Raw genomic sequence first — 25,934 nt, 5'->3', positions numbered from 1 at the left:
GGTGACTAGCGTTCGGACACGGTCAGGATCACCGCATCAAGGAGCGCCATGACTGCCGCACAGGTCACCGTCACGGGTGGCCGGATCGAAGGCCATAACTCCCCCGACGGCAAGGTCCGCTGGTTTCTCGGTATCCCCTATGCCGCGCCGCCGGTCGGGGATCTCCGTTGGCGGCCACCGCAACCCGTGAAGCCTTGGACCGGTGTCCGTCTTACGCTGCGTTACGGACCGAGTGCACCGCAGCCGCACGTTGCGGCCAATTCGCTGTATCACGGCGGTGAGCGCGAGTTCAGCGAGGACTGTCTGTACTTGAACGTCTGGACCGGCCCGCGCGGCGAGCAGCCTCGTCCCGTCCTGGTGTGGTTGCACTTCGGCGCGTTCCAGTTCGGGTCGGCGTCCAACCCGCTGTACGACGGGACGGTGCTCGCGCGCGACGGCGCGACGGTTGTCAGCGTGAACTTCCGGTTGAGTCGCTTGGGCTTCTTCGCGCACCCGGCACTGTCGGCCGAGTCCGATCACGGCGTCTCCGGCAACTACGGAATGCTCGACCAACTCGCGGCGCTGCGGTGGGTGCAGGACAACGTCGAAGCATTCGGCGGCGACCCGACCAGGGTGACCGTTGCGGGGGTGTCGGCCGGCGGCCACAGCGTGCACAATCTGCGGGCGTCGGACCTGGCCGCGGGACTGATCCACCGCGCAATCGCCCAGAGCGGCCCCGGAGTGGCGCCCGTCCTCGACGGCCCCAGCCACGCCGCGAACCCGCAGAGCCTTTCGGCCGCGGAACAGGCCGGCACCGAGATCGCCGATCTGCTGGGCGCGCGAACAGCCGCGCAGTTGCGGGCGGTTCCCCCTGAAACCCTTGCCGCGGTTTCGCTTCCACGCGCCAAGGGCGCGTGGTGTTCGGACAGCAGGCCGGGCCCGTCGACGAGTACGCACGTGGTCGACGCGGCCTATCCCGTTGTCGACGGCCACGTTCTGCGGGAATCACCGCTCACCGCGTACCAGAGCGGTCGCGCACTCGACGTGCCGATGATCGTCGGGAACGTGGGCAATGAACGATCCGGGTCGCGGTATCTCGCGTGTCTGCGTGATTATCACGACCACGTACGCCGCACGTACGGCGTACACGCCGCCCGGCTCCTCGAGCTCTATCCCGCATCGTCGGACGCCGAGGTCCCCGCCGCCAGCAGGGCGCTGGAGAGCGACCGGATCTTCGTGTGGTCCAGCTGGACCGCTGCCCGTCTACAGGCACGTCGCGGAAACAGCCCGCTGTGGCACTACAACTTCCTGCGCCGACCACCGATCCCACCCGACAGCGACCTCATCGAAAAGTCCTACGCCGCGGCATTTCACGGAGCAGACGTGCCTTACCTGTTCGGCACCTACGGCGTGCGGGACTGGCCATGGACCGATGCCGACCGCACACTCGGTAGACAGCTACGCGCGGCCTGGCTCAGCTTCCTGGCCACTGGCGACCCGTCGGTCCAGGGCCCCGTCTCGTGGCCACAGTTCTCCGAGCACACGCCGTCGACCTTGGTGTGGGACCTGCCCTCGCCTCATATCGCCGACGTGCCGTACCGCGACCGAATGGCAGCATTCGACGAGTTCAACCAGCTCGCAGCGATGCCCGAGCCGCTGTCTCACGTGGAGTAGAGCCGGGTCACCGCGTCGACCAGCTCGTCGAGGCCGCGCGGCCGATGGTCGCGCCACCATGCGAGCCGCACCGCGATCCGGGGCCCGTCCTTGATGGGCCGATACGTCACGCCGTGACGCGGGTGGTGGTGGGCGGTGGCCTCGGCAGTGGTGCCCACGCCACGACCGGCTGCGATCGCGTCGAGCCAGGTGTCGACGTCGGTGGACACGATGAACTGCGGCACGTGCCCCGAACCTTCCCACAACTCGCTGCTCGTGGTGCCGATCCGTGGATCGATGATCACGGTGCGGTCGGCGATCTCGGCCATGCTCAGCTGCCTGCGCCCCGACCACTGCTCGTCGTCGGATGCGAACGCGACAAGCCGACGCTCCAGCCCGACGATGACCGACGCGAAACGCTTTTCGTCGGTCGGCCGCCGGATCACCGCCACGTCACACAGACCCTCCGCAAGCCCCGCCGTGGGCGAATTGTGCCGGACCAGTTCCAATTCGATGTCAGCCTGCCGCTGCGCCCAGTCCCGTTGCAGACGCGCGGTGTGCCGACCGACCGCGGCCCACGCGTAACCCAGCCTCAACACTCCATGGCGCGAATGCAGGAACTCCGTGAAGCTTTCGGCTTCGGCCAACACTCTGCGCGCCAGCGGCAGGATCTGCTGTCCCGCCGCGGTGAGCTCACACCCGCGCGGAACCCGCCGCAGAAGCCTGTCGCCGACGATCTTCTCCAGGCCTGCGATCGTGCGCGACACCGCGGCCTGCGAAACATGAAGCTGCGCTGCGGCATCGGTGAACGATCCGGTATCGGCGGCCGTCACGAAAACGCGGAGTTCCCGCAGCGTCCATTCCATAACCAGATCGTATGGCATCGTCAAAACATGCACTAGGTGAATGGCAGCCACGTACTTACGCTGGTCGCATGCAGATGCCGGAGGCCACAGATCGGGCGACCAGCTCAGCATCTGGACGCCATCGCCGTGTGGGCATCGCCCTCATGCTGAGCAGTTCGGCGTCGAACCAGGCCGGTGCCGGCCTCGGTGCGATGGCGTTCCCCATGATCGGAACGGTCGGTGTGGTCGCGATCCGGCAGTTCACCACCGCGCTGGTCCTCGCTCCCACCGTGCGCCCCAGTCTGCGCGGCCTGCGCCGGGACCAGTGGCCACCCATCGTCGGCCTGGTCCTGGTGTTCAGCGTCATGAACCTGAGCCTCTATACCGCCGTCAACCGCATCGGCCTGGCCCTGGCTGTCACGCTCGAATTCCTGGGCCCGCTCACCGTGGCGATCGCCGGCTCACGTCGGCTGCTCGACATGGGCTGCGCCCTGATCGCGGGCGCCGGCGTCGTCGTGCTCACGCAGCCCGGCCCCGCCACCGACTTCGTCGGCGTCGGCCTGGCGCTGGTCGCCGGAACCTGCTGGGGAACGTACGTGTTGTTGAATCGCACTGTCGGCCAACGTCTGCCGGGCTTGCAGGGCACAGCCACGGCGGCCGTCGTCACCGCGCTCGCATGGACACCCATCGCCATCGCTTGGTTCGCGACGCATGTTCCCACTGTCGCCGCCATCGCGTTGGCGACCGCGTGCGGGGTGATGTCCTCGATCGCGCCGTATGTCGCAGATCTGCTCGCGCTGCGCCGGGTCCCCGCCCAGATGTTCGGCACCTTCACCAGCGTCAACCCGGTCTGGGCGGCGCTGGCGGGGTGGGTGCTGCTCGGTCAGGCCCTCGCCGCGCACGAATGGTTCGGCATCGGCCTCATCGTCGTCAGCAACGCGGTGCTGAGCGCACGCGGATCGAGAGAATGTCCGGCCTACAACCGCTTCTCGAAGAAGAACTGCGCATAGGGATTGTCGTTGTAACGATCGATCTGGGCGTAACCGGTGCGCTCGTACAACGCGATCGCCTCGCCGAGGTTGCCGTTGGTGTCGAGCCGCACTCGCGCGAAACCATGTTCGGCCGCAAGCGTTTCCAGGTGGCGAAGGATCCGGCTGCCCAGACCCGCTCCGCGCCAGCGATCGTCGACCCACATGCGTTTGACCTCGGCGACCGGCCCGTCGTCGCCCGACTCCAGCGGTCGGATGCCACCGAAGCCGACCGGTTGGCCGTCGCTGATCGCGGCGATGTAGTGCGCACCGTGTTCCGGACCGGACGGCGCGCCCGGGTCGAAGCCCTGGGGGAAGCGCCGGTTCAGCTCGTCGTAGTAGTGCGTGAGGGCCGTGCGCGCGACATCGGAATCCTGGTCGACCTCCACGAGTCGCACCGTCGCCGCACGCACCAGGAGTTCGGCGGTTGCGAGCGCGTCGGCGAGCCGCTCCCGCTGGCGGGCAGTCAACGGCGCGACGAGGTCGGCTGCACGACTCTCCGAGCGGTCCTCGAGTTCGTTCACGGCCTCCCGGCCCGCGTCGGTGAGTTCGACGATGCGGCGTCGTCCGTCAGCCGGGTCCGGCACGACGCGTACCAGCCCCTCGTTCTCCAGTCGCGTCAGGATGCGGGTGACGTAACCGGAATCGAGCCCGAGCCGGTCCCGCAGATCGCGGATCGTCACCGCCCCGAGGCCCCCGATCTCGAACAACACGCGGGAGACATTGAGCGGCCGGCCGGTGCCCAGGTACGACTCGTCTAGCACACCGATGCGCTGGGTGTAGGTGCGGTTGAACCGGCGAAGAACCGACGTGACACTCATATCTCTGACCTTAGTCAGAGATATTTTCGATGCCCAGTTTAAATAAGCAGCACTAATCCATATGTAGAATCATTAGCTGTACTTGATCGACACGCGCTCATAACGTCGACCGCGTGAACTCCCCGCTGGTCCTCGGTTTCCTCACCTCGATGGCACTCATCGCCGCGATCGGCGCGCAGAACGCGTTCGTGCTGCGCCAGGGCATCCGACGCGAGCATGTCCTGCCCGTGATCGCGGTCTGCACGGTGTCAGACCTGCTGCTGATCACCGCGGGCATTGCCGGCGTCGGCGCGGTGATCACCGCACACCCCGATGCCGTAACGGTCACGAAGTTCGGCGGCGCAGCGTTCCTCATCGGCTACGGCGTGCTCGCGGCACGCCGGGCTTTGCGTCCGTCGACGCTCAATCCGTCCGAGCGCACCCCGGCGCGCCTCGCCGAAGTGCTCGTCACGTGCCTCGCGCTGACCTGGCTGAACCCGCACGTCTACCTCGACACCGTGGTGCTGCTGGGCACCCTGGCCAACGAACAACGCGAGCAACGGTGGCTCTTCGGCGCCGGCGCGGTGCTGGCGAGCGCCATCTGGTTCCTGGGTCTCGGTCTGGGCGCCAAGCGCCTGGCCGGGCTGTTCGCCACTCCGATGACCTGGCGCATCCTCGACGGCGTGATCGCCGTGACGATGATCGCGCTCGGCCTCGGCATGGTGCTGACGTGAACCGATGAGCTATTTGATGTGCGGATCGAGTAGCTCCGCCCAGGCATTGGTGAGCTTGTCGAACTCGTCCTGGCAGCGCTCGGCACGCGACTCGGGCAGCAATCCCTGCTCCACGATGTCGGCGTTGGCCTCGGGATCGGATCCGTAGATCCAGCATTCGAAGTTGTAGGCGCGTGCTCTGTCCAGGGTGTGAACGTCGGCGAAGAACTCCTCGTCGGGTTCGTCCTGCTGCGCATAGATCTGGTACTCGCGGGCCTGGTCCTTGGCCGCCTGGACGTAGTCGGGATCGATGTTTCCGTCGTCGTCCGGGCCGAGCAGGATCGACGCGGCCAGTTGATCGGCGACGTCTTCTTCGCGACCGGTGGCCGGCAACTGGTAGATGTCGATGAGCATGTGCCCGAGTTCGTGGAAGAACGACGCGACGACGACGCGACGGGCCGACTCCTCTGGGTCGGGGTCGCCGGCCTCACCGAAGATCTTGAGACTTTCGTCGACGTCCTCGTAACACATGCTCATCGCCTGGTCGTCAGGGCTCCAGAAGTCGTTGGCCTCATCGCACTGCGCCCCGATGAGCGGGATGTCATACGGCAGCTTGTAGGTGGCGGTGACGTCTTCTGCGAGCTGTTCGAGAACCCCGGTCTTCTGCAGCAGCTCACGCCCCCGTTGCGCCTCTTCAGTGGTGGCGTCCTCGTACTGCACCACCATGGCACCGGTGTCCGAATCCGCTGCTTCAACAACGGTTTCCGATTCGCCCGCACCCGCCTCGGCCTTCTCGGGAGACGGCTGATCAGAACGGGCGGCGCACCCCGCGGCGAGCAGGGCGGTCAGGGCGAGGGCCGAAGCGAAAGATCTGAGCACGAAGCATCCTCGGGTCGGTCGATATTGACGATTTCGTCACCGTAGCCGATGGCGCCATCGTCCGGTGGCAATAGCGGGCAAAGCCCCCGACCGAAACCTCCCGCGGTTGTCGTAGGGTCGTACACGTGGTTGATTTCGCCTACGTCATCGCCGGATCCGAAGCGACAGGCGGCGCCGGTCTGCAGGCCGACCTACGGACCTTCCAGCAGCTCGGCGCCTACGGCGTGGGCACCGTGACCTGCATCGTGTCGTTCGACCCGAAGGCCGGCTGGTCGCATCGGTTCGTACCCGTCGAGGCGCAGGTGGTCGCCGATCAGATCGAGGCCGCGACGTCGGCATACGACCTGCACACCGTGAAGATCGGCATGCTGGGCACACCGGCGACCATCGATGTCGTCGCCGAGGGGCTGCGCGGGCAGCAGTGGCGCCACATCGTCGTCGACCCCGTCCTGATCTGCAAAGGCCAGGAACCCGGCGCCGCGCTGGACACCGACACCGCGCTGCGCCGCGAGATTCTGCCGCTGGCGACCGTCACCACGCCCAACCTGTTCGAAGCGCGCACCCTGTCCGGGATGGACGAGATCACCACGGTCGACGACCTGATCGAAGCCGCCCGCCGCATCGCCGATCTCGGGCCGCGCCATGTCGTGGTGAAGGGCGGCGTCGAGTTCCCCGGCAGCGACGCCGTCGACGTCCTCTTCGACCGTGACTCAGATGGCAGGAACGCCCAGGTGCTGCGTGCCGCCAAGGTCGGCGAGGCCCGCGTCGCCGGCGCGGGATGCACGCTGGCCGCCGCGATCACCGCCGAACTAGCCAAGGGCGCCGACGTGCCAGAGGCCGTGCTCAGGGCCAAGGAGTTCACTACTGCGGGCATCGTCGCGCGGGTCGGCGGCAACGCACCGTTCGACGCGGTGTGGCAGGGCGGTCAATAGGCGGTTGCGCGCACCGCGGGAACGATGACGGTGTCGATGACCTTCCGGACGTAGTTCGCGTCCACCCGTTCACCGCGGATCGCACGCATCAGCAGCATCGCGGTCAGCACGTCCGGGACCAGTGACCAGTCCGTGTCGGGGGCGATCTCGCCGCGCGCGGTCGCGTTCTTCAGGATCGCCGTCATCGTCCGACGGCCCCTCAACAGGGTGAGATCGTCGAGCGCCGAGGCGAGTTGCGAATCATTCATGGCCTCGACGGCGACACGCAGGATCAGGTCGTAGGTGATCCGCTCGTCGGCGTTGCGTGCCGCGCGCTCGGCGATTTCGTTCAGATCACCCTCGAGGCTGCCGGTGTCGGGGATGTCGTCGATGAGAAGCGCGGGCTTCCAGTACACGAGCGCATCGGTGATCAGCGCAGCCTTCGACGACCACCGCCGGTAGATGGCAGCCTTCCCGACACCTGCACGCGAGGCGATGTCGTCCATGTTGGTGCCCGCGTAACCGTTCTCCGCCAGTGCGGCCAACGCGGCGTCGAGGATCGCCGGATCCCGTGTGCGGTCCAGGCGCCCGTCGGTGCGCTGCCTCAGCTTCGAATCGGTGGCCTTCATGTATCTCTCTGGCGATCGACAGTTCAGTCACCAGCTTGCCAGATCCAGCCGTGGCCTCACGGCGCCGTCGTCACCCCCGGGAAGGGCTGGGTGTTGCCGTCGACCGACCGCGCGTGCGGCGCCTGCCTGCCCCGCCGGGTGATCTCGAAGGTGTTCAGCGGCCACCAGAACCACCGGCCCAGGGCCGCGGCGATCGACGGCGTCATGAATGCCCGGACGATCAGGGTGTCGACGATCAGCCCCAGACCGATGGTGGTGCCGAGCTGGCCGACCACGCGCAGGTCACTGACGATCATCGCCATCATCGTGAACGCGAACACCAGACCCGCCGCGGTGACCACCCGACCGGTGGCTCCCATGCCGCGGATGATGCCGGTGTTGAGCCCGGCGTGGATCTCCTCCTTCAACCGGGAGACCAGCAACAGGTTGTAGTCGGAGCCCACCGCCAGCAGGATCACGATCGACAACGGCAGCACGACCCACTGCACACCCAGGCCGAGGATGTCCTGCCACAGCAGGACCGAAAGGCCGCATGCAGTGCCCAGCGAGGCGGCCACGGTGCCCACGATCACCAGCGCCGCGACCACACTTCGCGTGATGACGAGCATGATCCCGAAGATCAGGATCATCGACGCGATGATCGCGATCATCAGATCGGTGACGACGCCGTCCTGCATGTCGCTGTACAACGAAGCCGTACCCGCCAACGACACTTTCGCGTTGGCCAGCGGCGTGCCCTTGACCGCGTCGGCGACCACGTCCCTGAGATCGCGCACATGCGCGATACCGTCGACCGAGGCCGGATCGCCCTGGTGGGTGATGATCATCCGGACCGCCTTGCCGTCCGGCGACACGAACATCTCGAGCCCGCGTTTGAAATCCGGGTTGTCGAACACGTCCGGGGGCAGATAGAAGAAGTCGTCGTTCTTGGCCTGATCGAAGTACAGACCGATCTCGGTGGCGTTCTTGGCCAGCTCCTGCTGCTGTGCCTGGGTTCCGGCCATGACGCTGTGGGTCGCGATCATGAAGTCGCGCATCGTCTTCATCGAATCGATGGTCGACCGCAGGATCGGCAGCATCTGCGGCATCAGCTCATCCATGCGGTCCATATCAATTGTGAGACCTTGCATTTCATCGGTGAGCTGGCCGATGCCGTCCAAGGTGTCGAAGACCGACCGCAACGACTGGCAGACCGGGATGTCGTAGCAGTGCGGTTCCCAGTAGAGGTAGTTACGCATCGGGCGGAAGAAGTCGTCGAAATCGGCGAGGCTGTCACGCATCTCCTTGGTGGCCTCCACCATGTCGTGGGTCCGCCCGACCATGCTGTGCGTGGTGTCTGTCAGCTCCTGTGTCAGGCCGTACATGCGCTCCATGCTGGCGATCGTCCGGCTCAACTCGTCGGCCTGCTCGAGCATCTGAGCGGTGTTGTCGTTGTTGAACTTCGCGGCCTGCATGGTGCCGGCGTTCTGCGCTCCCAGCAGGAACGGGATGGAGCTGTGCTCGATCGGTGAGCCCAGTGGGCGGGTGATGGTCTGCACCCGCTCGATACCGCGCATGTGGACGACGTATTTCGCGACACGATCGATCACGAGCATGTCGGCGGGGTTGCGGATGTCGTGATCGGCTTCGAGCATCAGCAATTCGGGGTTCATGCGCGCCTCGGAGAAGTGCCGGTCGGCGACCGCCATGGCGACGTTGGCCGGCATGTCGGCAGGCGTGAACTTCTGGTCGTTGTACTGCGGCACATAGGTCAGCAGGCTCGCGAAACCGATGGCCGCCACGAGGCCGGTCACCAGGATGATCGGGATCGGCCAGCGGACGACGGCGGTGCCGACCTTGCGCCAGCTCTTGGTCGAGAGCTCACGCTTCGGGTCGAGCAGACCGAACCTCGATGCGACGGTCAGCACCGCGGGCGCCAGGGTGAGGGCCGCGATGACGATCACCAGGATCGAGATCGCACACGGAAGTGCCATCGACTGGAAGTAGGGCAGGGTCGTCATCGTGAGGCACAGACACGCACCGGCGATGGTCAGTCCGGAGCCCAGGATCACATGGGAGACACCGCGATAGGCGACGTAGTACGCCTCTTCGCGGTCGAGTCCTCTCGATCGCTCCTCGTGGTACCGGCCGAGCAGAAAGATCACGTAGTCCGTCCCCGCCGCCAACGCCAGCATGGTGGTCATGCTGACCGCGTACGGGGTGAGCCCGATGAGGTTGAAATGTCCCGCGGTGGCTGTGACACTCTGTGCGGCAAACAATTCCAGTCCGATGATCACCATCGAGATGAGCATCGTCACTATCGACCGGTAGATGGCGAGCAGCATCAGGATGATGACCGCCACCGAGATGAGCTCCATCCGCGCCATGCTCTGGTGCCCGGCCACGGAGGTGTCGGCGTTGAGCACGGTGGTGCCGGCGACGTGAGCCTTGATCCCGGGCGGAGGTGGTACCGACTCGACGATGTCGCGGACGGCCGCAACCGACTCGTAGCTGGCCGTGGTGCCCTGCGGACCGTTGAGGAAGATCTGGACGTACGCCGACCTGCCGTCCACGCTCTGAGATCCCGCGGCGGTCAGCGGATCGCTCCAGAAGTCCTGCACGTTCTGGACGTGCTCATGATCGGCCCGCAGCTTGGCGACGATCTCGTCGTAGTACTTGTGCGCCGCATCGCCGAGTTTGTCCTCGCCCTCCAGAACGACCATCGCCGTGGAGTCCGAGTCGTACTGCCGGAAGACCTTGCCGATGTTCAGCATCGACTGATACGCCTGCGAGTCGGTGGGACTCAGCGGTACCGAACGTGTGGCCGCGACGTCGTCGAGCGACGGGAAAATCGCGCCCAGGGCGACCACGAGCAGAACCCACAACAGGACGATGGGCAGCGAGAAGATCCGGATCACGTGACCGACGAACGGCCGCTGCGACTTCGAGTGCGTGTTGGTCATACGGATTTCACCAAGCAGTAGATGAACGGTTCGACGAGGTCGTCGCTGGCGCGGTCGTCGCGGATCTCTCCGTCCACGGTCACCCGGCAACGGAGCCCACTGACATTGCGGTCGCCCTGGGCCATGATGTTCGCCGACATCGACGGAAGCGTCGTGACGATGGTGAACGACCATGGCAGCGGCGCGTTCTCGACGAGGTGCGGCTGCCCGTTCTCGTCCAGATAGTTGAGGTTCGCCGAGCCTCCGGCCCCGGTGACCTCGTAGGTGATGTGCTTGGGGTTGAAGTTCTCGGTCAGGGCGGTCCCCTCGGCCACCGTCGGCGCGTGTGCGCCCGCGGCCTCCCGGATCCGCACGATCGCGTAGGCGCCCACCGCGACCACCACGACGAGTAGCAGCGGAATCCAGAACCGCTTCATCACCCGGTACACCGCGTATCCCACCCCTTTCCACGCCGCCGCCCCCAGGCGGAACTTGAGTTCCGTCTCATGCCGGTGCGTACTGTACCGCAGGCCGCCGGTCCGGGCAGAGCGGAATTGCGGGTCGCAACCGGGCCCGGCGCGCAGCAGTGGCGTGCCGCTAACGCCAGACGTGCCCGGCGAAGGTGTGTTCACCACGACCGGAGGTGATCTGATCGATGGCGGCGATCAACGACTCGGTGTCGCGTGTCGCCAACGTGAGTACGGCACGATCGCCGTACGCCACGCCGGTCACCTCGAAGCCCCGTCGCCGCAGCTCGGCCTCGATCCAGCCGGCGTCGGCGTGATCGGCGGCCAGGCGGAGCATCTCCCACCGCAGGCGCGGCCGCAGGTCGGCCTCGTCGACCGCGGCGGCGACGGTGCCGCCGTAGGCCCGCACCAGACCACCCGCGCCGAGCTTGACCCCGCCGTAGTGCCGCGACACGACCGCCACGACGTTGACGAGCTCACGGGCCTTGAGGACGTTGAGGATCGGGACGCCCGCGGTGCCCCCCGGCTCACCGTCGTCGCTGGAGCGTTCGACGGGTGACTCGTCGTCACCGATGACATAGGCGAAGCAGTGATGACCCGCGCCGCGTTCGACGTCCCGCGCGGTGCCGATGAATTCACGTGCGGCAGCTTCACTGTCCGCCCGGCACAACCGGGCGATGAAACGTGAGTTCTTGATGACCGCCTCGGCGTACGGCCGGGCCGCCGGCTCCAGGGTGTACGCCACACCCGGATTCTAGGAACGCCTGACAGCGATTCGGCTCTTTCCCCGGAACGGCCATGAGGCATGCTGACGAGGTGAGCCCGTTATTCCAGCGACAACGGCCGACGCCGTCCGATCCCCCGGAGGGGACGCCGGAGTGGTTCACCGCCGCGTTGGAACACCGGCCGCAACACTCCACCATCGACTTCGAGGGGTGCCGCATCCACCTGCGCACCTGGGGAGATCCGGAAAATCCTCCCCTGGTGTTCGTCCACGGTGGCGCGGCGCACTCCGGGTGGTGGGACCACATCGCCCCGTTCTTCACCCGGACCCATCGCGTCATCGCACCGGACGTCAGCGGGCACGGCGACAGCGGCACCCGCTCCCACTACAGCCTCACCAAGTGGGCCCGCGAGGTCCTCGCCGTCGCCGCAGCCGAAGGCCCCGCCGCGCGGCCCACGATCGTGGGCCACAGCATGGGCGGGTGGGTGACCGCGACGGCCGCGATGAAGTACGGCGCCGACATCGACAGCATCCTGATCATCGATTCACCGCTTCGCGAGCGTGCCCCGGAGGAAGGCCGCCTGCGCAACCGGCGCAGCGACCACCCCGGCTATCCCAGCAGAGAGGAGATCCTCGCGCGGTTCCGCGCGGTTCCGGCGCAGGACGTGACACTGCCCTTCATCGACCGCCACATCGCCTCGGAATCGGTACGGCAGACCGACACCGGCTGGGTGTGGAAGTTCGATCCGGCGATCTTCAGCGGCTCACTGCAGGGCCAGACGCCGGCCGAGCAGGAGATCCTGGAGAACACCTTTGCCCAGATCCCTTGCCGCGTGGGCTATCTGCGTTGCGAGAACGGTCTGGTACCACCCGACATGGCCGAGCAGATCCGCTCGACGCTGCAACTGCGTGGACCGTTCGTCGAGCTCGCGCTGGCCGGCCACCACCCGATGCTCGATCAACCGCTGCCGCTCGTCGCGACCATCCGCACGCTGCTGGAGTTCTGGTCGATCACATGAGCGGCGGCTCATCAGCCCCGTAGATACGCGAGCACGGCAAGAACCCGACGGTGTTGTTCGCTGTCGGGAGGCAGTGCCAGCTTGGCGAAGATGTTGCCGATGTGCTTCTCCACCGCGCCGTCGCTGACCACCAGGGTGCGTGCGATGTTGGTGTTGGACCGACCTTCCGCCATCAACCCCAGCACCTGTAGCTCCCGGTCGGAGAGTTGACGCAGCGGGTCATCCCGCCTGCGACGCACCAAGAGTTGGGCGACCACATCCGGGTCCAGCACGGTGCCACCGGACGCGACCCGTTGCACGGCGTCGAGAAACTGGGTGAGGGCCATGACGCGATCCTTGAGCAGGTAGCCGATGGCGCCGGCGCCGTCGGCCAGCAGGTCGTCGGCATAGGACACCTCGACATACTGGGAGAGCACGAGAATCGGCGACCTCGGCACCCGGCGGCGGGCTTCGACCGCCGCGCGCAGTCCCTCATCGGTGTGCGACGGCGGCATCCGGACGTCCACGACGGAGACATCGGGTCGGTGGGTGTCGACGGCCTGCACCAGTGCCGGTCCATCCCCCACCGCCGCGGCCACCTCGTGACCGCCCTCGGTGAGCAGGCGAATCAGGCCTTCCCGCAGGAGAACCGAATCATCGGCCACGACGACTTTCACATCATCCCCCTATACCGGCAGCGCCACAGCGATCGTCGACGGCCCACCGGCGGGACTCGACACATCGAGGGTGCCCCCGCCGGCGCGGATACGGTCGGCCAGGCCGGCAAGGCCGTGTCCTTTGGCGATATGGGCACCGCCACGTCCGTCGTCGATGATCTCGGCGCTGATCCGAGCGCTGCCCTGCGCAGTCGGCGGCACGGCGGCGACGGTGACCCGGCAGGTTGTCGCCTCGCTGTGTTTGGCAACATTGGTCAGCGCCTCGGCGACCGCGAAATAGACGGTGGTCTCGACAGCCGGGTCCGGCCTGCCCGCGGAAGTGCCCAGGCCGGGGTCGACGTTGAGTTCGACCGGGACCGTGCACCGAATGGCAAGGGCGGCAAGCGCACTGGGTAGCCCACGGTCGGTGAGCACCGGCGGGGCGATCCCGCGTGACAGGGCGCGCAGTTCGTCGAGGGTCTCCTGGGTCTGCACCACCGCCTCGTCGATGATGTCCTGCAGGGCACCCGGTTGCGTGTGCTGACGGGCGCGTCCCAGATCCATCGCGAGGCGGATGAGACGTTGCTGCGGGCCGTCGTGGATGTCGCGTTCCAGCCGGCGCAGTGCATGCGCCTCGGCCGATGTGGCCGCCGACTTCTGCTCCGCGAGCACGGTGATGGTCTGACGCATCTCCGAGACACCGCACAGCAGCGTGCGGGCCAGGCCGGCGTCGAGCAAGGCGCAGCCACGGACCACCCAGGGCAGGCTGACCAGGCAGAGCAGGCCGGCGGCGGTCTGAAACCCGATCCGCGCAACTGTGCTGTCGCCGAGGCCGATCAGCTGGGCCAGTGACTGATTGTCCGGGCCGCGGGGGACGGCCCAGTCCCACGCGGCGGTCGACGTGCCGCCGAGCGCGGCAGCCCACCAGCTGACCACGACGCTGAAGGTGACCAACGAGACCGGGAACCGCACCACGGCGTGCACGACGTCGAGCCAGGACTGGGCGTCGGCCATCACGGCGCCGAGCCGGTTCCACACGCCGGCCCCGGGTGCGGCCTTGCGGTAGGCCGGCCGGATGCGCGGGCGGCGGAGAACAGCAGGCAGACGCAACCGTTCGATATCGGCGAGCACCCGGGCGACGAGAAGCGTTCCGACGAGGATCGGCAGCCCGATCACCAGGACTGCCGTGGCGATCCCGGCAGCCAGCATCGCCACGATGACGGTGAAGCTCACCGTGGCGAGCGGAAAACCGAGCAGCACGTAGGCGCTGTCGACACCCAGCTGACGAAGTCGGCCGGAACGCTGCGTTGTGGTCACGCTCGTCACGCTAGGCATCTGCCGGATCCACCCCCATCCCGTGTGCCCGCGTATTCAAGGTAGGGCTGTCCCTACCCTGACAGGTGGCTGTGGTCTGGACCACTTCCGTACGTATCGCGGCAGATCACATCGCAGGTTGCAGCGCAGATGCGCGGTGATGTCTGATCCGGCGTCTACCATTCCACCGGCACACCACCCCACTTTTTGGAGAGAACGAGCAGTGAGTTACACCGCCGCAGACATCACCGAGCTCGACGATGTCCAGCACACGCGGCTGCGGCCGGCGGTGAACCTGGGCCTCGACGTGCTCAACACCGCCCTGCGCGAGATCGTCGACAACGCGATCGAGGAGGTCGCCGATCCCGGCCACGGCGGGTCGACCGTCACGATCACCCTGCACGCCGACGGTTCGGTCAGCGTCGCCGACGACGGCCGCGGCCTGCCCGTCGACACCGACCCGACCACCGGGAAGAACGGCATCGTCAAGACGCTGGGCACAGCCCGCGCCGGCGGCAAGTTCTCCGCGCACAAGGACGCCACCAGCACCGGCGCCGGCCTCAACGGCATCGGCGCGGCGGCCGCGGTGTTCATCTCCGCGCGCACCGACGTCACGGTGCGCCGTGACGGCAAGACCTTTCTGCAGAGCTTCGGCCGCGGTTATCCGGGCGTGTTCGAGGGCAAGGAGTTCGACCCGGAGGCCCCGTTCACCCGCAACGACACCCAGAAACTGCGCGGCGTCAGCAACCGCAAGCCCGACCTGCACGGCACCGAGGTGCGCATCCTGTTCGACCCTGCGATCGCGCCGGACTCGACCCTGGACATCGGCGAGGTGCTGCTGCGCGCACACGCCGCGGCGCGGATGTCGCCCGGCGTGCACCTGGTCGTCGTCGACGAGGGCTGGCCCGGCGAAGAGGTCCCGCCGGCGGTGCTCGAACCGTTCAGCGGGCCGTGGGGCACCGAAACCCTGCTGGACCTCATGTGCACCGCGGCGGGCACTCCCCTGCCCGAGGTCCGCGCCGTCGTGGAAGGCCGCGGCGAGTACACCACGGGCCGCGGACCGACCCCGTTCCGCTGGTCGCTGACGGCCGGACCGGCCGAACCGGCGACGGTCGCCGCGTTCTGCAACACCGTGCGCACACCCGGCGGCGGATCGCACCTGACCGCCGCGATCAAGGGTCTGTCCGAGGCGTTGGCCGAGCGCGCGTCCCGCATGCGCGATCTGGGCCTGGCCAAGAACGAAGAAGGCCCGGAACCACAGGATTTCGCGGCCGTGACCGCACTGGCCGTGGACACCCGCGCACCGGACGTCGCGTGGGATTCGCAGGCCAAGACCGCGGTGTCGTCGCGCTCGCTGAACCTGGCGATGGCCCCGGATGTGGCGCGCAGCGTGACGATCTGGGCGGCCAACCCCGCCAACGCCGACACCGTGACGCTGTGGAGCAAGCTGGCACTGGAGTCCGCGCGCGCCCGCCGCAGCGCCGAGGGCGCCAAGGCCCGCGCCCGTGCGGCATCGAAGGCCAAAGGTCTCGGTACCAACCTGTCGCTGCCGCCCAAGCTGCTGCCCAGCCGCGAGTCGGGCCGTGGTTCGGGCGCCGAACTGTTCCTCTGCGAGGGCGATTCGGCTCTGGGCACCATCAAGGCCGCGCGCGACGCGACGTTCCAGGCCGCGTTCCCGCTGAAAGGCAAGCCGCCCAACGTCTACGGTTTCCCGTTGAACAAGGCGCGGGCCAAAGACGAGTTCGACGCGATCGAGCGCATCCTGGGCTGCGGCGTGCGCGACCACTGCGACCCGGAACTGTGCCGGTACGACCGGATCCTGTTCGCCTCCGACGCCGACCCCGACGGTGGCAACATCAACTCGAGCCTGATCTCGATGTTCCTGGACTTCTACCGTCCGCTCGTCGAAGCCGGGATGGTGTACGTGACCATGCCGCCGCTGTTCGTGGTGAAGGCAGGCGACGAGCGGATCTACTGCCAGGACGAGTCCGAACGCGACGCGGCCGTGGCCCAGTTGAAGGCGTCCTCCAACCGACGCGTGGAGGTACAGCGCAACAAGGGTCTCGGTGAGATGGACGCCGACGACTTCTGGAACACCGTGCTGGATCCGCAGCGCCGCACGGTGATTCGGGTGCGCCCCGATGAGAGCGAGAAGAAGCTGCACCACACGTTGTTCGGCGGACCGCCGGAGGGCCGGCGCACGTGGATGGCCGATGTCGCCGCCCGTGTCGACACCTCCGCGCTGGACCTGACGTAGGAGACTTTCACGTGACCGCCACCCTGGACGTTCCCGAGCAGAACCCCGATCTGGTGCTCGACCAGAGCGCCGACGACTACTGGAACCACTACCAACTGACCTTCGCGCTCTACAGCGTCAGCGACCGCGCCATCCCGTCGGCGTACGACGGGCTCAAACCCGGTCAGCGTCGACTGCTGTACCAGATGCACGACTCGAAACTGCTGCCAGGCAACAAACCGCAGAAGTCGTCGAAGGTGTGCTCGGCGGTCACCGGCAACCTGCACCCCCACGGCGGCGCCTCGATGTACGGCGCCGCGGCGCTGATGGCCGCGGACTTCCAGCGCGTGAAAGTCATTGACGGACAAGGCGCGTTCCCCCGCATCCAGGGCGACATCCCCGCCGCCGACCGGTACACCGAGATGCGGCTCTCGGCACCGGGCGCGGCGCTGACCGCCGAACTCAACGACCACGCGGTACCGATGGTGCCGACGTTCGACGGCGAATGGATCGAGCCGACCGTGCTGCCCGCGCAGTGGCCCGTGCTGCTGTGCAACGGGGCCGTCGGCATCGCCGAGGGGTGGGCCACCAAGGTGCCCGCACACAATCCGCGCGAGGTGATGGCGGCCTGCCGGGCGCTGCTGAAGACGCCGAACATGACCGACGACCGGCTGTGCAAGCTGATCCCCGGACCCGATTGGGGGTCCGGCGCGAGTGTGGTGGGCACGGCCGGGCTGCGTGAGTACATCACCACCGGCCGTGGGCATTTCACCGTGCGCGGCACGATCTCGGTCGAGGGCAAGAACTGCATCATCACCGAACTGCCACCCGGCGTCGCGAGCAACACCGTGCAGGACCGCATCCGTGCCCTCGTCGAGTCCGGCGAGATGTCGGGGGTCGCGGACATGTCCGACCTCACCGACCGCCGCAACGGCCTGCGCATCGTCGTCACCGCCAAGCGCGGCCACAACGCAGAACAGATCCGCGACCAACTGCTCGCCCTCACACCGCTGGAATCCACCTTCGCCGCGAGCCTGGTGGCCCTCGACGAGAACCGCGTACCGCGCTGGTGGTCGGTGCGTGACCTGATCATGACATTCCTCCAGCTGCGCGATTCGGTGGTGCTGCACCGCAGTGAATACCGGCTGGAGAAGGTCACCGCGCGCCGCCATCTGGTGGCCGGTCTGATGAAGATCCACCTCGACATCGACGCCGCCGTCGCGGTCATCCGCGGCTCCGAGACCGTCGACGAGGCCCGCAAGGGCCTGCAGGAGCGGTTCAAGATCGACGCCGAGCAGGCGGATTACGTTCTGTCGCTGCAACTTCGGCGACTGACCAAACTCGACGTCATCGAGCTGCAGGCCGAGGCCGAGAAGCTCGACGCCGAGTTCGCCGAACTCAATGATCTGGTGACCAACCCCGAGTCCCGCCGCAAGGTGATCGACAAGGAACTCGTCGAGACCGCGAAGCTGTTCAAGGGCCCCGAGTACGACCGGCGCACCGTGCTGGACTTGGACGCGACGCCGGTATCCCGCGGCGACGAGGACGGTTCACGCGAACGCAAGGTCAACACGGCCTGGCGTCTCGACGACCGAGGGGTGTTCTCCGACAGCCACGGTGAGCTGCTCACCTCCGGGCTCGGCTGGGCTGTGTGGTCCGACGGTCGTATCAAGTTCACGACCGGCAACGGTCTGCCGTTCAAGATCCGCGACATCCCGGTCGCGCCCGACATCACCGGTCTGGTGCGCTCGGGTGTGCTTCCGGAGGGCTACCATCTGGCGCTCGTGACGCGGCGCGGCAAGATCCTGCGTGTCGACCCGGCGTCGGTGAACCCGCAGGGCGTCGCCGGAAACGGTGTGGCCGGGGTGAAGCTCGCGGCCGACGGTGACGAGGTGATCGCCGCGCTGCCGGTGTCGTGCGCCAACGGCGAGGCCATCCTGTCGATCGCCGAAAAGAGTTGGAAGGTCACCGAAGTCGCCGACATCCCGGTCAAGGGCCGCGGAGGCGCCGGCGTGGCGTTCCACCCGTTCGTCAAGGGCGAGGACGCCCTGCTCGCGGCGTCGATCTCCAAGACCGGCTACGTGCGCGGCAAGAAGGCCGTGCGGCCCGAGAACCGCGCGAAAGCGTCGATCAAGGGCTCCGGTGCCGACGTGACACCCGCTCCCGCGGAGTAGGTGCCACGTTCGCCCGATTCGTCTACTGCGCCTACTGTGGCGGCGCGTAGCCCATCGCGGCCTTGGTCTCGAGGTACTCGTCGAAACCGAAGTGGCCCCACTCGCGTCCGTTGCCGCTGCGCTTGTACCCGCCGAACGGGGCGCTGAGATCGAATCCGTGGTTGATCGCGACCGATCCAGCACGGATGCGGCGGGCCACGGCACGCGCGGTTTCGAGGTCCGCGCCTGAGACGTAGCCGGCCAGGCCGTATTCGGTGTCGTTGGCGATCTCGACGGCCTGGTCCAGATCCTCGTAGCCGAGGATGCACAGCACGGGGCCGAAGATCTCCTCCCGCGCGATCGTCATGTCGTTGGTGACGTCGGCGAACACCGTCGGCTTGACGTAGTAGCCCGTGTCGAGGCCGTCGGGGCGCCCGGTGCCGCCGACGACGAGCGTCGCGCCCTCGTCGATGCCCCTCTGGATGAGCCCCTGGATCTTGTCGAACTGGGCCTTCGACGCGACCGGACCGATCGCTTTCTTGTCGGACGGATCGCCGACCTTCACCGCTGCGACGGTCCCGCGAGCGATCGTGATCGCCTCGTCCATACGGGAATTCGGCACCAGCATGCGCGAAGGAGCGTTGCAGCTCTGCCCGCTGTTCGTCATCATCGCCGATACGCCTGCCGCCACGCTCTTGGCGAAGTCGGCGTCGTCCAGCACGATGTTGGGGCTCTTTCCGCCCAATTCCTGCGTCACGCGCTTGACGGTGGGCGCGGCGTTCCTCGCCACGTCGATGCCCGCGCGGGTGGACCCGGTGAACGACACCATGTCGATGTCGGGGTGGCTCGACAGCTCGGAGCCCACGCCGGGACCGTCGCCGTACACGAGGTTGTACACGCCGGCGGGAACGCCTGCGGCGTCGACGATCTCGGTGAAGATCTGCGCCGAGAACGGGGCCACCTCGGACGGCTTGAGCACCATGGTGCAGCCGGTGGCCAACGCGGGGAACACCTTGCACGCGATCTGGTTGATGGGCCAGTTCCACGGCGTGATGAGACCGCAGACACCGATCGGCTCCTTGACCACCAGGGTGCTGCCGTACTGCTCCTCGAACTGGAACTTCTTGAGCGCCTCGATCGACGTGGTGAGGTGCCCCAGGCCCATCCTGACCTGCGGACCCGCGGCCAGCGATGCCGGCGCACCCATCTCTTCACTGACCGCGTCGGCGAGGTCGGACGCGCGCTTCTGGTACTCGTCGAGGATCGCGCCCAGGACCGCGAGGCGCTCGTCGCGGGAGGTCTGCGACCACGTGGTGAACGCCTTGCGGGCCGCTTCGACCGCGGCGTCGACATCTGCCGCCGCGCCGATCGCGATGCGCCCGGCGACCTGCTCGGTGGTCGGGTTGTCGACGTCGAGGGTCCGCGGCTCGGCCGGATCCACCCAGCGGCCGTCGATGTAGAACTTGAGATATTCGCGCATGGGGCCCACCCTTCCTCAGCGAGGACGATTTCGGGGTGATTATGCCGATCGTCGCATGCGCGTGGGGCCCCTCATGCCTGCGCGGCGGTCCCTGCACCCGGGGGTCCGACCTCGACGATGGCCGAGACCGACTCGCCGATGATCGCGCGCATGGCCCGCTCGGCCTGATCGGCCTCGCCCATCCTGATGGCGCGGGCGACCTCGTCGTGCAGGGCGATCGCGTCGATGTTCGGTTTCTCCGGCATCAGGCCGTGATGGGTGCGACCGGCGAGCACCTCGGCAACCGCGCCGTTGAGCGCCCGGAACATCTCGTTGCCGCTCGCCTCCAGCATGGTCTGGTGAAAGAGCTTGTCTGCCGCCAGATACGCCGCGAGGTCGCCGTTGCGTCCGTGCATCACCATGTCGGACACCGCGGTTGCCAGGACGCGGCACTGGTGCGGGCTCGCCCGCCGCGCGGCCAGCGCGGCCGCGGCCGGTTCGAAACCCAGTCGTAGTTCCGACAGCGACACCAGTTGCGCCGTGCGGTCACCGGCTTGCAGCCGCCAGCGGATCAGCACCGGGTCGAAGACGTTCCACTTCTCGGGACCCTGCACGGTGATGCCCACCCGGCGGCGCGACTCGACCATCCCCATGGACTCCAGGACACGCACCGCCTCACGCGCAACGCTGCGGGACACGCCGTGCTCGGCGCTGATCCCCTCCAGGTTGAGCACATGTCCGGGCTGGTAACGGCCCGAGACGATCCCGGTTCCCAGCGCGGCAACGAGGCTGCCGTGGAGTTCACCAGCAATCGGACGATCGAGCATCAATTGATGATGCCAGAGACGCTTCAGCGCTGAAAAGAGCTACTCATTAAAAGTCGGCTATTGCAATCGTATGACGATTGAGGCACGCTATGTGACGTCACCCACATCGACCAGGCAGAAGAGATATGGCTACACCGATCGTCGTCATGGGAGTCTCCGGCTCCGGGAAATCAACCGTGGGCGCGGCGCTGGCCCAGCGGTTGCGCGTGCCCTTCGCCGACGCCGACGACTTCCACCCACCGGCCAACATCGAGAAGATGTCCGCAGGTCACGCCCTCGACGACGACGACCGCTACCCCTGGCTCGAGGCCATCGGTAAGTGGCTGGCCGAACATCCCGCCGGCGGCGTGATGAGCTGCTCGGCCCTCAAACGCACCTACCGCGACCAACTGCGGCAGCACTGCCCCGACATCGAGTTCCTGCATCTGGAGGGGTCGATGGAGACCATCGGCAGGAGGCAGGCGAGCAGGCCGGGCCATTTCATGCCCGCGTCGCTGCTGGAATCACAGTTCAAAACCCTCGAGCCCCTGGCGCCCGATGAGTGCGGTGTCGCGATCGATGTCGACCAGTCCATCGACGACATCATCGAAAGCTACGTCAGCGCAACACAATCCCACACACCAGAGGAGGACCGGTGAGCCGACCCATGGATTTCGCTGTGTTGAGGGGGCGTCGTGGACGCCATTGATCCGGCATACGGCACCACCACCCTTCTGCTGATCGCGGCAGCCGCGGTGGCGGTCCTGCTGTTCCTCATCATCAAGGTGAAGCTGCACGCGTTCGTCGCCCTGGTACTGGTGAGCCTGTTGACCGCACTGGCCGCCGGTATCCCCGTGGCCGATGTGCCAAGCGCCCTGTCATCCGGGTTCTCCAGCACGCTCGGCTCCGTGGCCCTGCTCGTCGGTTTCGGTGTCATGATCGGGCGTCTTCTCGAAACCACCGGGGGTGCACAGGTTCTCGCCGACACGCTCATCGGCCGGTTCGGCGAGAAGCGGGCCCCTCTCGCGCTCGGCGTGGCCGCGTTGCTGTTCGGTTTCCCGATTTTCTTCGACGCCGGTCTGGTCGTCTTCCTGCCGATCATCATGACGGTGGCCCGCAGGTTCGGCGGATCGCTGCTGCTGTACGCATTCCCCGCAGCCGGCGCGTTCGCGGCCATGCACGCCCTGGTCCCGCCGCATCCCGGTCCGGTTGCGGCGGCCGAACTGCTCGGCGCCAACATCGGTCTCACCCTGATCGTCGGCGTCCCCGTGGCGTTGGTGTCGTGGTATGTCGGCGCGTTCCTCGTGTCCCAGGTGATCGGCAGGCGGGTTCACGTCGACATTCCCACGTCACTGTTCGGTGAGATCAACGGCGGCCGCGATTCCGACGCCACCGGCACCGAGGCCGACGCCGACGGGGCCGGCGCCACAGGGTCCTCGAAGACCGCCACCCGGACCACACCGTCGTTCCTGACCGTCCTGGGTGTGCTGCTGCTGCCCTTCGTACTGATCTCGTGCAACACGGTGGTCGCCACCCTGCAGACCGCAGGGGTGATTCCCGAAGAGGCCACGTGGGCGGAGTACCTCAAACTGATCGGCACCACCTCGATCGCCCTGCTGATCACCGTGATCGTCGCCACCCTGGTACTCGGATTGCGCGGCAGGTCGATGGCCACCGTCACCGACATCCTCGACAACGCCCTCGGCCCGATCTGCGCGATCATCCTGATCACCGGTGCGGGCGGCATGTTCGGTGGCGTGCTGCGCACCAGCGGCATCGGAGACGCCCTGAGCGGTTCGCTGTCCGACCTCGGGATCTCGCTGATCCTGCAGGCCTTCCTCATCTCCACACTGCTGCGCGTCGCGCAGGGTTCGGCGACGGTCGCATTGACCACCACCGCGGGTCTACTCAGCGCGGCCGTCGCCGCCGCGGGACTGAGCAGCCTGCAACTGACCGCGCTGGTGATGGCGATCGCCGCGGGCGCCACGGTGCTCTCGCACGTCAACGACTCCGGCTTCTGGTTGGTCAGCCGGTTCTTCGGCATGGACGTCAAGACCACGCTCAAGACCTGGACGCTGCTGGAGACGACGCTGGGACTGACGGCGTTCGTGATCAGCCTCGGCCTGTGGGCCATGGGCTGACCGGTTTGGTGAGCGCGTAAAGCGGCTATCGACAGGACCATGTCTGACAACAGTGCCGTCGCGCGCATCGACGAGGTGGCCCCCGGTGACGTGGTGACCCTCGGCACCGGGGAACCCACCTGCAAGGTGGTCCACAAGGAGGACACCGGATCGGGCCTACTGGTCACCTTCGAAGGCGACGACGGCGAGACGTTCCAGCGGGAGTTCGCGGCAGGCACGCCCGTCACGCGGACCATGGAGTCCAAATGGGAATCGTCGCAGAGCCCGACCCCGAACACATCTCCGTAGATCACAGGTGGCAGGCGGACCCTCCCAGCAGGGCGGAGTTGTGTCACCCTCACCGGGAGTCGACTGCCGAGAGTTCACCGAAACGCCACGGCTGCCGACGATTTCACCATCGCCGCCATCCAAGTCGGCGACGGAGCATCGCACCGGACTGTCCGTCCCCTGCACATCTGCTGTGAGTTCCCTGAAAGTTGTTGCGAGTGATGTCATTACGCAGGCACAGATGTTTCCGCTGCGCAAACGGTCGTGACACCACCCACAGATGGAATAGAGCAATCACCGCACGTCGTTTCACCGCCAGTGCGTGAACTGAACCCGACATCAGGGCGCTTCTGATATGCGCCAAGGCCCCCTCGCCGGAAGGTACCCCGCAGTCGCCACGATGGTGACCTTGGCCCTGATCCCCTACCTGGCACTGTCCGCGGCGATCGACCCGCTGGTTCCGATCATCTGTGAACAACTGCACATGACGCCCCAGGAGATGAGCCTGGGCTCGGGTTTGGGCAACGCGGCCTACGCAGTGGGGACCGTACTGGCCGTGCAGTTCGCGCAGCATCTCCCCCAGCGGCGCATGATGATCGCGTACGCCGTACTGCTCGTCATCGGCTCGGCGGTGGCCGCTTCGGCACCGAACGGCACGGTGTTCATCATCGGCCATGTGCTCCAGGGTTTGTCGACCAGCATGCTGCTGATCGCCGCCGCACCACCGTTGACCATCGGCTTCCCACGCGAAAAGCTGCGCCACACAGCAGTGATCATGAACATGTGCGTGTTCGGGGCGGTCGCCCTCGGCCCGTTCGTCGGTGGTACGCAGGCCGAGGCGCACGCCTGGCGCCCACTGTTCTGGATTATCGCCGCCATCGCGCTGGCGGCCCTGGTCATGGCGCTGTTGACGTTCGAGGATGCGCCGCCGGCAGACCGCACCGCGCCACGTGACATCAAGGCCATCGCGCTGGCAGCGGTGGGGTGCGCGGCGGCGTTCATCGGTGCCGCACAGCTCACCAGCCACGGATTCGACGACGCGGCGGTCACCGTGCCGATGCTGGGCGGCCTGCTGCTGATCGTGACCCTGATCGTCTACCAGTTCCGCGCACCGCGGCCGTTGCTCACGATCCGGACGATGCTCACGAGTTCCATCCCGGTTGCCGGCGTCGGGGTGGCGCTGTTCGCGGCGGCGGCCTCGGTTGCTGCGACCGCGTTGACCGCCGAGGTCTTCCTCGAGAGCTTCAACCCGGTACACGTCGGGCTGCTGTATCTGCCCGAACTCGGCGGCGCGGTGGTCATGGCGTTCGTGTTCGGACACGTCATCAGCCGCCGCGCGATGCACTACCTCCCCCTCGTCGGGATGGCGCTGCTCGCCGCCGGGGTCGTGGCGTTCCGATTCGCACTACCCGCGAATCAGCCGCTGGCGCTGGTCGGTTCGGCCCTGACCGGTCTGGCCCTCGGCGCCACCGTCGCCCCGGCGTTGTTCGTGGCGGGTTTCTCGTTGCAGTCCAACAGTTTGCAGCGCGTCTTCGCGATCATCGAACTGCTGCGTGCCGTCGCGGCGTTCATGGTGGCGCCGATCTTCGCGCATTTCGCGCTCACGGCCACCGGTGGCCTGGTGCAGGGAACCGGCGATGCGCTGTGGATCAGCCTCGGCCTGGCGATCGGCGGCGCGCTCTTCGGTGTGGTGGTCTACCTGCTCAGCGGTGCGCGACCACAGGCACCTGACATCGACCGCTTCCTCGACGGGGACGATCCGGCCTGGTATTCGCCGCCGCTGCTCGCGCGGCTGCGCCCGGGTCTGCCCGCTCCGCAGGTCCCGGCCGTCACGCCTTCGCGTCCCGCGGCCCGCGTCCTGCCCGCGATGACCGGGCCGGTGTTGATCGCCTACGACGGGTCCGAGCGCGCGGCGAACGCCATCGACTTCGCCGCCGGCCGGTTGGCAGGAGAGCGCGACGCACTCGTCGTCTGCGTGTGGCAACCCGCCGACGTCGGATTCACCCCCGCCGGGACCGAACCCTTCGACGCCGACCAGGCGAGCGAGGTGCGGCGCGCGGCCGAGCGGACCGCCGCCCGCGGTGCGGAACTCGCCGAGGCCGCCGGGTTCACCGCGTGCAGTGTCGCGGTCGAGGCCGCACCGACGTGGCAGGGCATCGTCGACACCGCCGAGAAGCACGGCGCGAGCATGATCGTGATCGGTCCGCACCGGCGCAACGGTTTCCTCGGGCATCTACAGGGCAGTGTTGCCGCTGCAGTTGTCGCGCACGCCACCACACCGGTACTCGTGGTGCCCGAGGCGGTCCCGAAACTCACACCCGAGCTGCTACGCAGCGTGGCGGTCCCCCACTGAGC

The 25,934-nt window shown here is 67.3% G+C and carries 22 protein-coding genes; 11 read left to right on the top strand and 11 right to left on the bottom strand.

Features of this window, described 5'->3' with window-relative positions; genetic code table 11:
* Window positions 1-48 precede the first annotated feature (48 nt).
* Window positions 49-1,653 carry a carboxylesterase/lipase family protein gene (locus AT701_RS02205; protein ID WP_011726970.1) on the top strand — a complete coding sequence of 535 codons (1,605 nt, stop codon included), beginning with the start codon at window positions 49-51 and terminating at the stop codon, window positions 1,651-1,653.
* On the opposite strand, the gene AT701_RS02200 is transcribed toward AT701_RS02205, so the two are convergent.
* Window positions 1,641-2,498, bottom strand: coding sequence for a LysR family transcriptional regulator (locus AT701_RS02200; RefSeq protein WP_011726969.1), 858 nt, complete (start codon window positions 2,496-2,498; stop codon window positions 1,641-1,643). The two genes, AT701_RS02205 and AT701_RS02200, sit on opposite strands and share 13 nt — an antisense overlap.
* A gap of 74 nt (window positions 2,499-2,572) precedes the next feature.
* Here AT701_RS02200 and AT701_RS02195 point away from each other — a divergent pair, with 74 nt between their 5' ends.
* Window positions 2,573-3,487 carry an EamA family transporter gene (locus tag AT701_RS02195; RefSeq protein ID WP_014876777.1) on the top strand — a complete coding sequence of 305 codons (915 nt, stop codon included), beginning with the start codon at window positions 2,573-2,575 and terminating at the stop codon, window positions 3,485-3,487.
* Here AT701_RS02195 and AT701_RS02190 read toward each other — a convergent pair.
* The gene (locus tag AT701_RS02190) at window positions 3,454-4,326 is read right to left on the bottom strand and encodes a helix-turn-helix domain-containing GNAT family N-acetyltransferase (RefSeq protein ID WP_011726967.1); all 873 of its coding nucleotides are present in this window, start codon (window positions 4,324-4,326) and stop codon (window positions 3,454-3,456) included. The genes AT701_RS02195 and AT701_RS02190 overlap by 34 nt on opposite strands.
* Before the next feature lie 113 nt (window positions 4,327-4,439).
* Between AT701_RS02190 and lysE the strand changes: the two genes are divergently transcribed.
* Entirely contained in the window at window positions 4,440-5,039 is a 600-nt protein-coding gene (gene lysE, locus AT701_RS02185) for an L-lysine exporter (RefSeq protein WP_058125067.1), read from the top strand.
* Between the two features lie 9 nt (window positions 5,040-5,048).
* On the opposite strand, the gene AT701_RS02180 is transcribed toward lysE, so the two are convergent.
* Window positions 5,049-5,897: a DUF4344 domain-containing metallopeptidase gene (locus AT701_RS02180; protein ID WP_058125066.1), complete on the bottom strand. Its 849-nt coding sequence runs from the start codon at window positions 5,895-5,897 to the stop codon at window positions 5,049-5,051.
* A gap of 125 nt (window positions 5,898-6,022) precedes the next feature.
* Here AT701_RS02180 and AT701_RS02175 point away from each other — a divergent pair, with 125 nt between their 5' ends.
* Window positions 6,023-6,829: a hydroxymethylpyrimidine/phosphomethylpyrimidine kinase gene (locus AT701_RS02175; protein WP_011726964.1), complete on the top strand. Its 807-nt coding sequence runs from the start codon at window positions 6,023-6,025 to the stop codon at window positions 6,827-6,829.
* Here the strand turns inward: AT701_RS02175 and AT701_RS02170 are convergent.
* The 4 genes from AT701_RS02170 to AT701_RS02155 form a co-directional block, all read right to left on the bottom strand.
* The gene (locus AT701_RS02170) at window positions 6,823-7,437 is read right to left on the bottom strand and encodes a TetR/AcrR family transcriptional regulator (protein WP_011726963.1); all 615 of its coding nucleotides are present in this window, start codon (window positions 7,435-7,437) and stop codon (window positions 6,823-6,825) included. The two genes, AT701_RS02175 and AT701_RS02170, sit on opposite strands and share 7 nt — an antisense overlap.
* A gap of 56 nt (window positions 7,438-7,493) precedes the next feature.
* The gene (locus AT701_RS02165; protein ID WP_011726962.1) at window positions 7,494-10,379 is read right to left on the bottom strand and encodes an MMPL/RND family transporter; all 2,886 of its coding nucleotides are present in this window, start codon (window positions 10,377-10,379) and stop codon (window positions 7,494-7,496) included.
* Window positions 10,376-10,807, bottom strand: a complete 432-nt coding sequence (locus AT701_RS02160) for an MmpS family transport accessory protein (RefSeq protein WP_029104241.1) — start codon at window positions 10,805-10,807, stop codon at window positions 10,376-10,378. Before AT701_RS02160 ends, AT701_RS02165 begins: the two co-directional genes overlap by 4 nt.
* 148 nt (window positions 10,808-10,955) lie before the next feature.
* Window positions 10,956-11,570, bottom strand: a complete 615-nt coding sequence (locus AT701_RS02155; RefSeq protein ID WP_011726960.1) for an IMPACT family protein — start codon at window positions 11,568-11,570, stop codon at window positions 10,956-10,958.
* Between the two features lie 53 nt (window positions 11,571-11,623).
* Between AT701_RS02155 and AT701_RS02150 the strand changes: the two genes are divergently transcribed.
* A complete protein-coding gene (locus tag AT701_RS02150; protein ID WP_011726959.1) occupies window positions 11,624-12,568 on the top strand; it encodes an alpha/beta fold hydrolase in 945 nt (314 codons plus the stop codon).
* Window positions 12,569-12,579: 11 nt separating this feature from the next.
* Here the strand turns inward: AT701_RS02150 and AT701_RS02145 are convergent, their stop codons facing one another.
* Together AT701_RS02145 and AT701_RS02140 are read right to left on the bottom strand one after the other, a co-directional pair.
* Window positions 12,580-13,224: a response regulator transcription factor gene (locus AT701_RS02145; protein WP_011726958.1), complete on the bottom strand. Its 645-nt coding sequence runs from the start codon at window positions 13,222-13,224 to the stop codon at window positions 12,580-12,582.
* A gap of 9 nt (window positions 13,225-13,233) precedes the next feature.
* Window positions 13,234-14,520: a sensor histidine kinase gene (locus AT701_RS02140; protein ID WP_029104242.1), complete on the bottom strand. Its 1,287-nt coding sequence runs from the start codon at window positions 14,518-14,520 to the stop codon at window positions 13,234-13,236.
* A 220-nt stretch (window positions 14,521-14,740) separates the two neighbouring features.
* On the opposite strand from AT701_RS02140, the gene AT701_RS02135 reads away from it, so the two are divergent.
* Window positions 14,741-16,774 carry a toprim domain-containing protein gene (locus AT701_RS02135; RefSeq protein ID WP_058125065.1) on the top strand — a complete coding sequence of 678 codons (2,034 nt, stop codon included), beginning with the start codon at window positions 14,741-14,743 and terminating at the stop codon, window positions 16,772-16,774.
* A gap of 11 nt (window positions 16,775-16,785) precedes the next feature.
* On the top strand, window positions 16,786-18,927 hold the full coding sequence (locus tag AT701_RS02130) for a DNA gyrase subunit A (RefSeq protein ID WP_058125064.1): 2,142 nt from the start codon (window positions 16,786-16,788) through the stop codon (window positions 18,925-18,927).
* A gap of 31 nt (window positions 18,928-18,958) precedes the next feature.
* Here AT701_RS02130 and AT701_RS02125 read toward each other — a convergent pair whose 3' ends face one another.
* Window positions 18,959-20,386: an aldehyde dehydrogenase family protein gene (locus AT701_RS02125; RefSeq protein ID WP_058125063.1), complete on the bottom strand. Its 1,428-nt coding sequence runs from the start codon at window positions 20,384-20,386 to the stop codon at window positions 18,959-18,961.
* 71 nt (window positions 20,387-20,457) lie between these two features.
* Window positions 20,458-21,192, bottom strand: a complete 735-nt coding sequence (locus AT701_RS02120) for a FadR/GntR family transcriptional regulator (RefSeq protein WP_058125062.1) — start codon at window positions 21,190-21,192, stop codon at window positions 20,458-20,460.
* Window positions 21,193-21,317: 125 nt separating this feature from the next.
* On the opposite strand from AT701_RS02120, the gene AT701_RS02115 reads away from it, so the two are divergent.
* The 4 genes from AT701_RS02115 (at window position 21,318) to AT701_RS02100 (ending at window position 25,932) form a co-directional block, all read left to right on the top strand.
* The gene (locus tag AT701_RS02115; protein ID WP_003891774.1) at window positions 21,318-21,830 is read left to right on the top strand and encodes a gluconokinase; all 513 of its coding nucleotides are present in this window, start codon (window positions 21,318-21,320) and stop codon (window positions 21,828-21,830) included.
* A gap of 36 nt (window positions 21,831-21,866) precedes the next feature.
* Window positions 21,867-23,312, top strand: coding sequence for a GntP family permease (locus AT701_RS02110; RefSeq protein WP_058125061.1), 1,446 nt, complete (start codon window positions 21,867-21,869; stop codon window positions 23,310-23,312).
* A 39-nt stretch (window positions 23,313-23,351) separates the two neighbouring features.
* Window positions 23,352-23,600, top strand: coding sequence for a hypothetical protein (locus AT701_RS02105; protein WP_058125060.1), 249 nt, complete (start codon window positions 23,352-23,354; stop codon window positions 23,598-23,600).
* Window positions 23,601-23,934: 334 nt separating this feature from the next.
* Complete coding sequence (locus tag AT701_RS02100) at window positions 23,935-25,932, top strand: universal stress protein (RefSeq protein WP_058125059.1); 1,998 nt, start codon at window positions 23,935-23,937, stop codon at window positions 25,930-25,932.
* Window positions 25,933-25,934 lie beyond the last annotated feature (2 nt).

The organism is Mycolicibacterium smegmatis, assembly GCF_001457595.1.
Lineage (GTDB): Bacteria > Actinomycetota > Actinomycetes > Mycobacteriales > Mycobacteriaceae > Mycobacterium > Mycobacterium smegmatis.
The sequence above is the reverse complement of the archived record's forward strand: the minus strand, read 5'-3'. Positions and strand labels throughout refer to the sequence as shown.